The sequence below is a fragment of the Thioalkalivibrio sp. AKL10 genome (assembly GCF_000381845.1).
GTDB classification, from domain to species: Bacteria; Pseudomonadota; Gammaproteobacteria; order Ectothiorhodospirales; family Ectothiorhodospiraceae; genus Thioalkalivibrio; species Thioalkalivibrio versutus.
The window spans coordinates 249,402-262,604 of the sequence record NZ_KB907144.1 but is presented as its reverse complement, the minus strand read 5'-3'; the positions used below and the strand labels follow the sequence as shown (position 1 = coordinate 262,604).

Sequence of the window (13,203 nt, the reverse complement as noted above, 5' to 3'; positions counted from 1 at the left end):
GAGTATCGCCCGGCGCGCGCGAACCGAACACGGTTTCCCTACACTAAGGGGAGCGTTGCGGCCATGCCGGCGGTAACCACCCATTCCGGAGCAGGTGCGCGTGTTCGGTCGCTTTCGTAAACGCAGGGAGGCACAGGGCCAGGAAAGCCCGCAGGCCGGCGGACCGTCACAGGAGCACGTCCTGATCGAGGCGGCCGGGCGCAGCCGCATTACCGAGGTGGCTGCCACCGCACGGCGCGTACCCTGGTCGCTGAACTTTCTCCAGTTGCTGTGGGCTGCCGGGCCGGTCACGTTCCTGGCGATGCAGGGCGGCTACTTCCTCGGTTTCGGGCACGCTGCCCCGGCACAGAACTTCATCTTCTTTGCCGTTTACACCCTGCTGTTCGGGGTCATCGGCCTGGTCGCGCGCTTCGTCGCGGATGCCACACGGGGCAAGCGCCAGGAGCGCTCGCGCGATCAGCTGCGCAACACCATCGACTTGCTGCCGGATCTGCTGTTCGTCACCCGCGACCTGGCGATGGGCGAGATGACCCCGGACATGCGCCGGCGCAAGGCAGCCCAAGTCCTGCTGCACGAAGTGGATATCGCCCCCGAGGCCGTGGCGGTCGCGGTGCGCGAGATGACTGGCGATGCCAGCCTGGCGGCCGCCGCGGAGCAGATCGAGATTTATCGTCGCCTGGGGCTGCGCTCGCGCGTCGCGGATCTGGTGGATGCGACCGAGGACTCCCGGCTCGCGGCCCTGGAGAAGCTGCATCACGAGGCGCCGGAGGTTGCGGACCTCCTGCGCGACCGCCTGCGGGGCGTGGCGCCAACCCAGGAGGACGGTGTGCGCCGGGTGGATCAGTTCCTGGATCGACTGTTCTCCGCCGCGGACGCCGATGACCTGGCGCGCTGCACCCTCGACGACGTACAAGCGATCTTCGTGTTGGCCTTCGAGCTGGTAAACGGACGTCAGATCAAGCGGTTGAGCTTCGAATGGTCGGGGGGCTGGCAGCTCGGGGCGGCCCTGGACCGCCTCGAATCCCAGGGCAACCGCTTCCGTGTGGCTCAGGCCGGGGTGGTCAGCCGCCTGCGCTCCCTCGGCATCCTGCTATCCCAGCACGAGGCGTCGGGCCTGGATCCACAGGCCCTGCGCGAGCCGATCGTCAGTCTGGGTCGTCAGGTGCTGGAGGCGCTGCAGCGACTGGAGGATCTCGAACCTCCGGAAAATTCCGCGGATGGGCAGCTCCTCGGTCTTGCGCTGCGCCGAGTCGAGGACCTGCGCGAGGCGCGCGACCACCTGATGCAGTCGCAAAGCCGGTACACCAACGCGGTAGAACGCTGGGAGGCCCTGCGTCGGGCGCAGGTGGAGAAGCGGGGCGAGAAGCGCTGGTTCAAACGCAGCGTGCGCGGCATCCGGGTGAGCGAGGAGCTGATCGAACTGACCGACGACCAGAAGCTGAAACTGGCCAGCCACTTCTGCTCTTTCCTCAAGGAACTCAAGATCGAGCGCGAGGGTGACCTGTTTTACTTTGGTGGCTCGGCGCTGGATACGGAGACCGCCAAGCGGATCGGGATCCAGCTCGCCTTGATCATGGAGCCGCTGGTGGATCTTACGAATCCCAGTATCCAGCGCGCGATCTATGCCAACCCCGCGGCCTATCTGGGCGGGCTCTACGTGGGCATGAGCGCGGATGCCAAGGCAGGCCTGGGCTCGGCGATGGTGCGCAAGGTCCGGCAGGATCTCGGGCGCATGGCCGAGTGGCTGGCGCTGCGCCTCACGCGCATCTACAACCTGCCACTGAGTGACTCCATGCGCGATTTTCTGGTCAGCCACTATGGGGCCAATAGCGAGCGCCTGGAGATGCTGGCGACCCATACCGGGGACGAGTCGCACCCGGTGGCGCTGCGTGCCGAGCGCTCGCCCGAGTTCGACGCCATGCTGCAGGACAAGGCTTGGGGTCTGCTGCTCAAGCGCGGGACCCGCTACCTGTACGCGGAGGAACGGCGCCGCCGCTGATCGGCGGCGACACGCGAGCCTGCCAGCGTCATGCGAGAGCGCCTGGTGGGTGGGTTGGAGGCTGGTAATTTTGCACCCAACTGTGTAGGGTTCGCTGCGTTCCTCGGTGCCCGACCAGGCCTGGCTTGGCGGGTTAAACGGGAAGATCGGTGAGTCTCCGGCGGGCTGCAAGGCCTCGGGACGAGTCCGACGCTGCCCCCGCAACGGTGATCGAGCGAGAGACCGTCCGTCGGTTTCTGATGGTCGCGGCCAGTGCCACTGAACATGATGTTCGGGAAGGCGCCGCACCGGACGCTCGTCAGCCCGGAGACCGGCCAGGGAATGATCGCGCGGCATGCGGCGGGCATGCGAGGCGGATGATCGTGCCGGGCCGTTCGCCGGTCCTGGCCGATCCCCCTCGTGTCTGTCTCCCCCTGTCTGCGCGATCCCGACGAATCAACGGCGTGCGGGCGGCTCGCCGGGAGACTCTACACAATGAAACGCACAGCACTTTCCGCGGCCATCCTGCTGGCCACCAGTCCCGCCCTGGGGGACACACCGAATACCGACGAAGCCCAGACGCTGGAGACCGTCCAGGTCACCGCCTCGCGCATCGCCCAGACAGTGGACGAGACGCTCGCTTCGGTGACCATCATCGACCGCGAAGAGATCGAACGCCTGCAGCCCCAGCAGTTCACCGACCTGCTGGAAGGGCGGGCCGGGATCGAGACCTCCCAAAACAGCGCCTTCGGCAAGACCAGCTCCGTCTACACCCGCGGGACAAGCTCCGACCACACGCTGCTTCTGATTGACGGCGTGCGCATGGGGTCCGCCACTAGTGGTGGCGCCAGCTGGCAGTTTCTGCCGCCAGAGGCGATTGAGCGTGTGGAGATCGTGCGTGGGCCACGTACCAGCATCTACGGTTCCGATGCGATTGGTGGTGTGGTGCAGACCTTCACCCGAGAAGGCCGCAAGGGGCCTCCGAAAGTCAACGCGTTTGTGGGAGGCGGCAGCTTCAATACGCGGGAAGCGGGGGTTGGCGTAGCGGGCGGCACCGATAACACGAACTACAGTTTCTCGGTCAGCCACTTCGAGACCGACGGCATCAACGTGCAGGACGGTGTCGGTGACGACGACCGTGATGGTTACGACAACACCTCGTTGGCGACCAAGGTGTCGCACCGTCTGGATAACGGCGTCGAATTCTTCGGAAACATCCTGTATTCGGAAGGAACGACGGAGTTCGACAGCGGCTCGATCTTCTCTCCGGATGAATCCGACTTCGTGCATGCCGCACTTCGCGGTGGCGTAAGGATTCCCGTGACGCAGCGCTGGGATACCGAGCTCGCTGTTGGGCACAGTCGTGACGAATCGGATAACTTTCTTGAGGGTGAATTCTTTTCCCAGTTCGATACGCGGCGCGATCTGGTCGACTGGCGCAACGATATCGAAATTGCGGATAACGTTTATTTAATTACCGGCATCGACGCGTACGAGGACCGGGTAGAAAGTACAACCGACTACGACGAAGATTCGCGGTACAACGTCGGTGCGTACTCCGTGATTCATGTGGACCTCGGTCGGCATGACCTGGAAGGCAGCCTGCGCTACGACGACAACGAACAATTTGGTGACAAGGTTACCGGGCAGGTGGCCTGGGGTTATCAGATGACCGACCCGCTCCGTCTGCGGGCGTCCTACGGCACTGCGTTCAAGGCACCGACCTTCAACGACCTCTATTTCCCCGGATTTGGTAACACCGACCTGGAGCCGGAGAATTCGCGGACCTTCGAAGTCGGGGCGCGCTACACGCAAGGGGCCTACTATGCCGATGCCGCCATTTTCCGCACCGAACTGGACCAGATGATCGGTTTTGATCCGGTTGCATTCCGGGCTGAAAATATCGATGAAGCGCGCGTTCAGGGTGTCGAGCTGGAAGCGGGTTACGCGAGTACGCGCTGGGTCTCCCGCGCTTCGCTGACGTTGATGGATGCCGAAGACCGTGAGACGGGCAATGAACTTCGACGGCGCTCGCCAGTGACGGCGCGGTTCGATCTGGATCGGCAGCTTGATCGTTTCTCGGTTGGCGGCTCGGTGATCGCCAAGAGCCGGGCATTCGACGATCAGGATAATGATGTACGCCTGTCGGGTTACGGGTTGCTGAACCTGCGCGCGAGCTATCAGATCCATCCGGAATGGCAGCTTCAGGCTTCGGTCCAGAACGTGTTCGACAAGGACTACGAGACGGCGCTCGGCTACAACCAGCCGGGGCGTGCCGCATTCGTGAAACTGCGCTATCAGCAGAGGTGATCCATGGGTAATCGACTGTCGAAGATCGCGACCCGCACGGGTGATGAAGGCCGAACCGGCTTGGGTGATGGGTCGCGCGTGGACAAGGACTCGCATCGCGTCGAGGCCTTCGGAGATGTGGATGAGCTGAACAGTGTGATCGGCCGGTTGCTGACGCACGTTCTGCCCGAAGAGGTTCGCCGCTCGCTGGCGCTGGTGCAGCACGAGCTGTTCGACCTGGGGGCGGAACTGGCGGTGCCGGGGCATCAGGCGTTGCCGGATGCGTCGGTGGAGCGTCTGGACGTGGAGCTCGAGTCCTTCAACGACGATCTGCCGGCCCTGAAGGAGTTCATTCTCCCGGGCGGCGGGCCGGCCTCGGCCGACTGTCATATCGCCCGCACGGTCTGCCGGCGCGCGGAACGGCGTCTTGTCGCACTCAACCACCACGAAGCGCTGCGCCCGGGTTCGCTGGCCTACATCAACCGGCTGTCGGATCTCCTTTTCGTGCTTTGTCGCGTCCTCGCGCGCCACGAGAACGGCGAAGAGATCCTCTGGCAGCCGGCCAGCCAACGCGGCTGACGTGCTCGTCTGATCGGCGTCGCTGCGGCGGCGCCTGATTCCCATTGCAACGGTCGCGGGCGTGTCGAGTACACGCCTCGCGGCCCCTTGCGCCTGTTTTTCGGGAAGTCTCCATGCGTTTTCGTTGCACAATTCTGATGGCTTTGGTGTTTTTTTTATTCGGGGGCGGCACGGCCGGGGCCGGACCGCTGGTGGTGGGCGTCGTCTCCGATCGCTCGGCGGCGGAGGTCGCCGCCGGGGCGCATCGCTTCCTTGAGGCCTATCCGGAGGCGCAGGTCGTGCTGCGCACCCCCGAGCAGCTCACGGACAAGTCGGACGAGGCGGTGTCGACGCTGTGGCGCGAGGCCGATGCGGTACTCGTCGCGGCCGTCTTCGGGGATCAGGCCGCGCGCCTCGATCGTCTGTTGCGGGAGGCCCCGCCGCCCGAGGGGGCCCCGATCCTGGCCATTAACAGCGTGCGCCACCTGACGGCGTTGTCGCGGATCGACAGTGAGGCCGTACTCGCGGGTCTCGATGACGAAATGCGTACCGAACTGGCGGCCAACCCGGACCCTGGTGAGGATCCGCGCGCGCACCTGGCCCAGCAGCAGGAACGCTTCCCCGAGCAGGCAGACTGGCTGACCGGGCGGGCGTTCTACCAGGGGCGCACGCCGGAAAACATGGAGGGCCTGATGCGCTGGCTGGCCGCGCATGGCGGCCACGCGATCGACGTACCGGACCCGGACCCGCGCGAGACCATCCGTTACTATCGCCATGGAAGCTCCAGCCCCGATCCGGACGCCCTCGATCTGGAGGCGGGTCCGGCCGTGGCGCTGCTGGATCTGGATACCGGTGACCGGCCGGGCGACCGCGCCCTGCTGGATGCGGCCTGTGAGGCCCTAGAGAACCGCGATATCCAGTGTTTTGTGGTGCTCGCGCGCTGGGGCGGGGCGAGCCGCGAGGCGGTCGAGACCCTGGAGGACGTGACCGGGCCGGCGGATCTCGCGGGGATCGTGAGCCTGCAGGACTTCGTGGTCGGCGGGGGCGGCAACCGCGAGGCGGTGGCCGAGGCCTTCGGCGAGCTGGATGTCCCGGTGATCAAGGGCATCCGACTGGCGGCCGTGAGCGCGACCCAGTGGCGGCTGTCGCACGAAGGCATCCCCTGGGACAAGGTGCACTACCACGTGGCCATGCCGGAGTTGCAGGGCATAAGCCAGCCGATGGTGCTGGCGGCCGCGGGCGCCCCGGAACAGGACGAACGCACGGGTGTGCGCCTGACACTGACCGAGCCGGTGGGCGAGCGCGTGGAGGCCCTGGCCGAGCGGGTGTCGAGCTGGCAGCGTCTGCGCACCCTCGACAACGCGGACAAGCGGGTCGCGGTTGTCTACTACAACCATCCGCCAGGTCGCCAGAACATCGGCGCGGACAAGCTGGATGTCCCCGAGTCGTTGCTGGAGATCCTGCAGAACCTGGAGGCGGCCGGCTATGACCTGGGTGGCGAAGTGCCGGAGGATGCCGAAGCCCTGCTGGACATGATCCAGGACCGGGCGGTGAATCTCCCGGAGCAGGCAGATGCGCTGGACGCGATCGCCGGCCGGGTGGCCGCGCTCGATCGCGAGCAGTACCAGGCCTATTTCGACGCCCTGCCGGAGTCGATCCGGGCCGAGCTGGTGGATGGCCCGATCGGCTACCTGCAGGCGCGCCTGGAGGCGGCCAAAGCCGCCGACGAGATCGATTTGGCACAAGCCGCGCTGGAAAGCGGTGTCGGTGATCTGCGCCACATGCTCGAGAGTTATCCGCACGCGGCCCAGGATCGGGCGCTGGATCTGCTCGCACAATTCGAGGCGGCCTGGGAGGCCACGCTGGCGGGGGAAGACGCGCACGCGACGACCGAGCAACTGCGCAAGGCCCTGGTGCGCACGGGTATCCCCGGCCTGACCGGCTGGGGCGAGCCGCCGGGCGAGGCGATGACCCGCGACGGCGAGATGCTGTTCCCGGGGATCGAGTTCGGCAACGTGTTCATCGGCCCGCAGCCGCCGCGCGGCTGGGAGGTCAGCGAGCGCCTGCTGCACGCCAACACCACGTTCCCGCCGACCCACCAGTATGTCGGTTTCTACCACTGGATCCGCGATCACTTCGAGGCGGATGCACTGGTCTATGTCGGCCGCCACTCGACCCGCGAATTCCTGCCGCGGCGGCGCGCGGGGCTGGCGCCAGATGATTACCCCGAGATCCTCGGGGGCGCCCTGCCAATCATCTATCCCTACATCGTCGATGGCGTGGGTGAGGGCATCCAGGCCAAGCGCCGGGCCATGGGCGTGATGATCAGCCACCTGACCCCGCCACTGGCGGCCACCGAACTGTACGACAGTCTGCTGGAGCTGCGCCAGCTGGTGGAGACCTACGAGGCCGCCGCGCAGCCGGATGCCGCGACCCGCTCGCGGGCCGCCCAGACCCTGCGCGAACGCATCGAGGATCTCGGCCTGACCGAGACCATCGAGCACGAACTGGCCCGGGGCCATCATCACGACCACGGGCACCACCATGACGACCACGGAGATCACCACGACGGTCATCATGATGAACCCGATTCCGGGCACGGCGAAGGTCACGAGGATGATCACGGCGACGAGTCTCGGGATGCGGATCATCACCGGGAACATGGGGATGAAGCGCACGAACATGCCCATGAGCATGACCACGAGAACGAGCATGCGGACGAGGGTCATGACGACCACGGAACCACCTCGCTCACGGAGATGGACGAGGAGCTTCTGGTCCACGAGATCGGCCACTACCTGACCGACATGCAGGAAGACCAGATGCCCCTGGGGCTGCACGTGTTCGGGCGCGACTGGAGCGACGAGGCCGTGGACACGATGCTCAAGTCGATGGCGGGTGACGACGCGGTGGGCGACGACTGGGACGCCAAGCTGCGCGGCTCGCCGTCCAGCGAGCGCGCGCATCTGCTGGCGGCGCTGGAAGGCCGTTTCGTGCCGCCGGGGCAAGGCAACGATCCGATCCGTACGCCGGAGGTATTGCCGACCGGGCGCAACTTCCATGCGCTGGCGGCGGATCTGGTGCCCACACGCATCGCCTGGGGCATTGGTCAGGAGCTGGCCGCGGATGCCCGCGAGCACGGCGATCCCGAGGCGGATGGCAGCGAGGCGATCATCCTCTGGGCGTCGGATACCGTACGCGACGAGGGCGTGATGATCGCCTTTGGCCTGGACATGCTGGGCATTCGCCCGGCCTGGAACAGCCGCGGAATCGTTCAGGGGCTGGAACGCATGGACCTCGACGAAGCCGGGCGCGAGCGCCGTCGCGATGCCCTGTTCACGACCTCGGGTCTGTTCCGCGACCTTTACGAGGACCAGCTGGTGTGGCTGGATCGTGCTGCCCGCCTCGCGCTGGACGGCTCGTCCGAGATCATTCTTGAGGAACACCCCGAGCTGGAAGAGGCACTGGACGCGGCCCTGGCCCCGCTGGGGTCGGACCTGCGCGACCCGGGCGACGAGCCGCTGGCGCGCAACGACGTGGCCGCGCAGTGGCTGGAAGACACCCAGGCCCTGCGCGCGGCAGGCCTGAGTGGCGTCGAGGCGGGTCAGCAGGCTGCCCTGCGTGTCTTCGGCACCGCGCCCGGGGCCTACGGCGCGGGGGTCAACCGCCTGGCGGATCGCTCCGGGGCCTGGGAGGACCGTGCCGAACTGGGGGCGGCCTATATGCGCCGGATGGGGCATGCCTATGGCGCGGATGAGTCCGGTGGCTCCGCGCACGAGGCCTTCGAGGCCCGCCTGGGCCAGGTCGGGCGCACCTATCTCGGGCGCGCCTCGCACCTCTACGGCCTGCTGGACAACGACGACGGGTTCGATTTCCAGGGCGGGCTGTCGACCGCGGTCGAGAGCATCCGCGGCGAGGTGCCGGACAACCGCGTGCTGCAGCACGCCGATCCGGACGACCCGCGGGTGGAGACACTGGGCCGGGCACTGATGCGCGAGCTTCAGGGGCAGAACCTGAACCCGCAGTGGATCGAGCCGCTGATGGATCACGGCTATGCCGGGGCCCGCACCATGGCCCGGGATTTCGTCGACAACCTGTGGGGCTGGCAGGTGACGAATCCGGAGATCATCCGCTCCTGGGTCTGGGACGAGGTGCACGACGTGTATCTGCAGGACCGCCACGGGCTGGGCCTGGACGCGTTCCTGGCCGACGGCCACCACGTGCACGTGAAGACCCATCTGCAGGCCGTTCACTTGGTCGCGGCCAGCCACGGGTTCTGGGACGCCGATCCCGAGGTGCTGGATGCCTTGTCCGAGCGCTTCGCGGAACTGGTCGCCGAGCACGGCCTGCCCGGCAGCGGTCACACGCGCCCGGATCATCCCATGCTGGACGAGGTGGCCGAGCGCCTGGACGACGCTGACCTGCGCGAGGCCTTCGACGCCGTGCGGGCGGCCGCGCAGATCGATCGGGCGGAGTCGGAAGCCGACCCCAGCCGTGTCACCGAGATCCAGCCGCTGGAAGATCCGGCGGCGCGCGAGATGCAGGAGATCCCCGAGCCGGCCAAGACCGAGGGCGGCCAGGAGCCCGGCGACGAGACGGCGGGTATGCCCTGGCTCCCCTGGCTGGTTGCCGCTGCGCTGTTCCTGCTGCTGCTCGGCGGTATCGCCGCCGGCCGTCGCCGATAACGCTCGCTGGATATTTTGCCTGTAGGAGCCTGCTGGCATGCGAACCGACCATGCCCTGGCGGTCTCGGGCAGGTGCTTCGCCTGCCAGCAGACTTCTACAGGGCCGGTGTCATGATTGAACGAAGGGTAACGAGGTAAACCGAATGTCTTTCTCGATCACGATGGAGCTGATGGACACCGTGGTGCGCTGGCTGCTGGAGCCGGTGATCGTCGGCCTGCTGGTGCTGGTCGCGGTGGCCGTCTGGGAGCTGGGCCTGGCACTGGGCGAACGCTCCGGTGGGGTACGCCGCCTGGAACTGAGCGGCGATGCCGAGCGCCTCGCCTACCGTGCCCGGCGGCGCATCGACCGCGCCGATCTGCTGGCGCGCATCGGCCCGATGCTCGGGCTGATGGGGACGCTGATCCCGCTGGGTCCGGGCTTGGCCGCGATGGGCCGGGGCGAACTGGAAATCCTCGCCCAGGCCGTTACGGTGGCCTTCAATACCACGGTGCTGGGGCTGCTGGTCGGTATTCTCGGCTTCCTGCTCGGGCGGTTGCGCCGGCGCTGGTACGACGCCGCGATGGAGCGTATGGAGGCGGTGGCATGAGGGTCCCGCACTACCGCGCCTCGCGCTTCGACGCGCCCGACGAGGAGCCGATGGGCCCCTTGGCCAATCTGGCCGACATCATGCTGGTGTTTGCCGTCGGCCTGATGGTGGTGATGGCCGCATCGGGCGGCGGGCTGGAGCCGGCCAGTGGCGGCGCCGAGATCGAGCCCGGACGCGAGATCCCGGACCCACCCGAGGGGGCCGGCGAGGCCGGCTCGGGCTACGAATCCGTGGGGCAGGTCTACCGTGACCCAGAGACCGGACGGATGATCCTGATTGGCGAATAGTCACTCCCGGGGCCATCCGAACGCCCGTATGACGCAACGAATCAAGGAGTAATGAAGATGAGCGAAGACACCGAAGCGGCTCGCGCCGAACGCCACGCCCAGCGCATGGCACGCAAGAAGGAGGTCGTGGACCGCAAGATCGCCGAGGCCCAGGAGGAGAAGGGGGTGTTCCTGATCCTGACCGGCAACGGCAAGGGCAAGAGCTCCTCCGGCTTCGGCATGGTTGCCCGGGCCCTGGGGCACGGCATGCACGTGGGCATCGTCCAGTTCATCAAGGGGCAGTTTGCCACCGGCGAGGAGGCCTTCTTCCGCGGTCAGGACAACGTGCAGTACCACGTGATGGGCGAGGGTTACACCTGGGAGACCCAGGACCGCGAGAAGGATGTCGCGGCCGCCCGCGATGCCTGGGCGCATGCCCGCGACATGCTGCGCGATCCGAACGTCGACCTGGTGCTGCTCGACGAGCTGCACATCGCGCTGAAGTACCAGTACCTCGATGTGGCCGAGGTCCTCGAAGAACTGGCCAACCGCCCGCCGATGCAACACGTGATCACCACCGGCCGCGCCGCGCCCAAGGCGATGATCGAGGCGGCCGACACCGTCAGCGAGATCGGTGTGGTCAAGCACGCCTTCCAGGCCGGAATCAAGGCGCAAAAGGGGATCGAGCTGTGAGCGTGAGCTGTCCCGCCGCGTTCGTGGCGGCCCCGGCCTCGGGCCAGGGCAAGACCACGATCACTGCCGCCATCGCCCGCTACCACCGCAACCAGGGCCGGCGCGTGCGCGTGTTCAAGACCGGCCCCGACTTCCTCGACCCGATGATCCTGGAGCAGGCCTCTGGCCACCCGGTCGACGCCCTGCATCTGTGGATGGTCGGGGAAGAAGCCTGTCGGGCGATGCTGTACGAGGCGGCCCAGGAATCCGACCTGATCCTAGTGGAGGGCTCGATGGGGCTGTTCGATGGGGATCCCTCCGGTGCGGATCTGGCCCAGGCCTTCGGCTTGCCAATCCTGGCCATGATCGATGCCAGCGGCATGGGCCAGACCTTCGGGGCGCTGGTGCATGGCTTGTCGACCTACCGTCCGGGCCTGTCGTTTGCCGGCGTGATTGCCAACCGGGTGGGTAGCCCCGGCCATGCGCGGATGCTGGAGGAGTGCACCCCGGAGGCGATCCGCTTCTTTGGTGCCGTGCAGCGTAACGAGACGCTAAGTGTCCCGGATCGTCACCTGGGTCTGGTCCAGGCGGGGGAGATCGCCGATCTGGATGCGCGGCTGGAGGCTGCGGCGGCCGCGATCGAAGAGGCTGGAGTGACCGGGCTCCCGGAGCCGGTGACCTTTCATCCGGAGGCGATCGCGCCGACCGAGGCGGCGCTGTCCGGCGTGCGCATTGCCATTGCGCGGGATGCGGCCTTCGCCTTCATGTATCCGGCCAATCTGCGCCTGCTGGAGAAGATGGGCGCCGAGCTGCGGTTCTTTTCCCCGCTTGCGGGGGACGGGCTGCCAGAGGCCGATGCCGTCTGGCTCCCGGGCGGTTACCCCGAGTTGTATCTGGATCAGCTAGCCGCCAATACCGGCCTGAAGTCGGACCTGGAGGCCCATCATGCGGCGGGCCGACCGATCCTGGCGGAGTGCGGGGGCTTTCTCTACCTGCTGGACGAACTGGCCGATCGCGAGGGCCATGCCGCGGCCATGGCCGGGCTGGTGCCGGGCAAGGCCCAGCTGGCGGACCGCTTGCAGGGCCTGGGTCTCCAGGCGGCCCCGCTGCCGGAAGGCGAGCTGCGCGGGCATACCTTTCACCACACCCGCTCCGAGGTTGGTCTGGAACCCTATGGTCACTGCTGGCGGGCCCGCGGGACGGGCTCGCAGGGGGAGGCGATCTATCGTGATGGTCGCCTGACCGCCACTTACCTACATGCCTGGTTCCCTTCCAACCCCGCGGCCACGGCGCAGCTGTTTCGAGCATGAGTGATCGGCAACGGGACAAGGTGGCGCGGATCGGGCCTGGGGCGCACGCCGGGGCCCGCATCCCGTTGCGCGGCGAGCGAAAGCCCGGCTGCGTGGATCTGGTCGGAGCAGGGCCCGGCGATCCGGGTCTGATGACGCTGGACGCGGTGGCCGCGATGCAGCACGCCGATGTCCTGCTGCACGACCGCCTGATCCCGGAGGCGATCCTCGAGCTGGCCAACCCGAAGGCGCAGCGCCTGTATGTGGGCAAGGCGCGCTCACGGCACAGCTGTGATCAAGGGGACCTGAACGAGCGCATGATCGCGCTGGCACGGGAGGGGCACTACGTGGTGCGCCTGAAGGGTGGGGACCCGTTCGTCTACGGTCGCGGCGGCGAGGAGGCCGCGGCGATCGCCGCGGCCGGGATCCCGGTCCGCATCGTGCCGGGGATTACCGCCGCGGGTGGCTGCGCGGCGTATTCTGGGATCCCGCTTACCCATCGTGATCATGCCTATCGCTGCCAGTTCGTGACCGCCCATCGGCGTGCCGGCGAGACGGATCTTGACTGGGCCTCCCTGGTCCAGCCGCAGCAGACTCTGGTGGTGTACATGGGGCTGCACACCCTGGCCGAGGTCTGCGGCGAGATGATGGCGGCGGGTGCGGATGGTGCGATGCCGGCCGCGCTGGTGGAGCAGGGCACACGCCCGACGCAGCGCGTCATCGAGGGCACGCTGGCCGAGCTCCCGAAGCAGGTGGCGGATCTCGCCATCCAGTCGCCCGCGCTACTGATCGTGGGCGAGGTGGTGCGCCTGCGCGAGACGATTGCCGCGCAAGGTGCCCAGCCCGTCCCGGGAACGCATGAAATCGGCTGACACGAAC

At 67.2% G+C, this 13,203-nt stretch carries 9 protein-coding genes and 1 riboswitch; all 9 genes read left to right on the top strand.

Features of this window, described 5'->3' with window-relative positions; translation table 11 throughout:
* The first annotated feature begins 100 nt into the window (after nucleotides 1–100).
* Nucleotides 101–1,999, top strand: a complete 1,899-nt coding sequence (locus tag G333_RS0109910) for a hypothetical protein (protein ID WP_019628382.1) — start codon at nucleotides 101–103, stop codon at nucleotides 1,997–1,999.
* An 87-nt stretch (nucleotides 2,000–2,086) separates the two neighbouring features.
* A riboswitch (cobalamin riboswitch) is annotated at nucleotides 2,087–2,333 on the top strand.
* Between the two features lie 140 nt (nucleotides 2,334–2,473).
* Complete coding sequence (locus G333_RS0109905) at nucleotides 2,474–4,288, top strand: TonB-dependent receptor domain-containing protein (RefSeq protein WP_019628381.1); 1,815 nt, start codon at nucleotides 2,474–2,476, stop codon at nucleotides 4,286–4,288.
* A 3-nt stretch (nucleotides 4,289–4,291) separates the two neighbouring features.
* Complete coding sequence (locus G333_RS0109900; protein ID WP_019563163.1) at nucleotides 4,292–4,846, top strand: cob(I)yrinic acid a,c-diamide adenosyltransferase; 555 nt, start codon at nucleotides 4,292–4,294, stop codon at nucleotides 4,844–4,846.
* 113 nt (nucleotides 4,847–4,959) lie between these two features.
* A complete protein-coding gene (locus G333_RS0109895; RefSeq protein WP_026340945.1) occupies nucleotides 4,960–9,510 on the top strand; it encodes a cobaltochelatase subunit CobN in 4,551 nt (1,516 codons plus the stop codon).
* A 143-nt stretch (nucleotides 9,511–9,653) separates the two neighbouring features.
* The gene (locus G333_RS0109890) at nucleotides 9,654–10,097 is read left to right on the top strand and encodes a MotA/TolQ/ExbB proton channel family protein (protein WP_018951229.1); all 444 of its coding nucleotides are present in this window, start codon (nucleotides 9,654–9,656) and stop codon (nucleotides 10,095–10,097) included.
* Entirely contained in the window at nucleotides 10,094–10,384 is a 291-nt protein-coding gene (locus G333_RS0109885) for a DUF2149 domain-containing protein (RefSeq protein WP_019628379.1), read from the top strand. The genes G333_RS0109890 and G333_RS0109885 overlap by 4 nt, the downstream gene beginning before the upstream one ends.
* A 57-nt stretch (nucleotides 10,385–10,441) precedes the next feature.
* The gene (gene cobO / locus G333_RS0109880; protein WP_019628378.1) at nucleotides 10,442–11,056 is read left to right on the top strand and encodes a cob(I)yrinic acid a,c-diamide adenosyltransferase; all 615 of its coding nucleotides are present in this window, start codon (nucleotides 10,442–10,444) and stop codon (nucleotides 11,054–11,056) included.
* Nucleotides 11,053–12,345 (top strand): cobyrinate a,c-diamide synthase, encoded by a 1,293-nt coding sequence (locus tag G333_RS0109875; protein WP_018146018.1) that lies wholly within the window; start codon nucleotides 11,053–11,055, stop codon nucleotides 12,343–12,345. Before cobO ends, G333_RS0109875 begins: the two co-directional genes overlap by 4 nt.
* Entirely contained in the window at nucleotides 12,342–13,196 is an 855-nt protein-coding gene (gene cobA / locus G333_RS0109870) for a uroporphyrinogen-III C-methyltransferase (RefSeq protein ID WP_018146017.1), read from the top strand. Before G333_RS0109875 ends, cobA begins: the two co-directional genes overlap by 4 nt.
* Nucleotides 13,197–13,203 lie beyond the last annotated feature (7 nt).

Excerpts from the sequence above, each read along its gene's own strand:
- G333_RS0109905 (WP_019628381.1), top strand. The coding sequence starts at position 2,474 with ATGAAACGCACAGCACTTTCCGCGGCCATCCTGCTGGCCACCAGTCCC.
- G333_RS0109900 (WP_019563163.1), top strand. The coding sequence starts at position 4,292 with ATGGGTAATCGACTGTCGAAGATCGCGACCCGCACGGGTGATGAAGGC.
- G333_RS0109895 (WP_026340945.1), top strand. The coding sequence starts at position 4,960 with ATGCGTTTTCGTTGCACAATTCTGATGGCTTTGGTGTTTTTTTTATTC.
- G333_RS0109890 (WP_018951229.1), top strand. The coding sequence starts at position 9,654 with ATGTCTTTCTCGATCACGATGGAGCTGATGGACACCGTGGTGCGCTGG.
- G333_RS0109885 (WP_019628379.1), top strand. The coding sequence starts at position 10,094 with ATGAGGGTCCCGCACTACCGCGCCTCGCGCTTCGACGCGCCCGACGAG.
- cobO (WP_019628378.1), top strand. The coding sequence starts at position 10,442 with ATGAGCGAAGACACCGAAGCGGCTCGCGCCGAACGCCACGCCCAGCGC.
- cobA (WP_018146017.1), top strand. The coding sequence starts at position 12,342 with ATGAGTGATCGGCAACGGGACAAGGTGGCGCGGATCGGGCCTGGGGCG.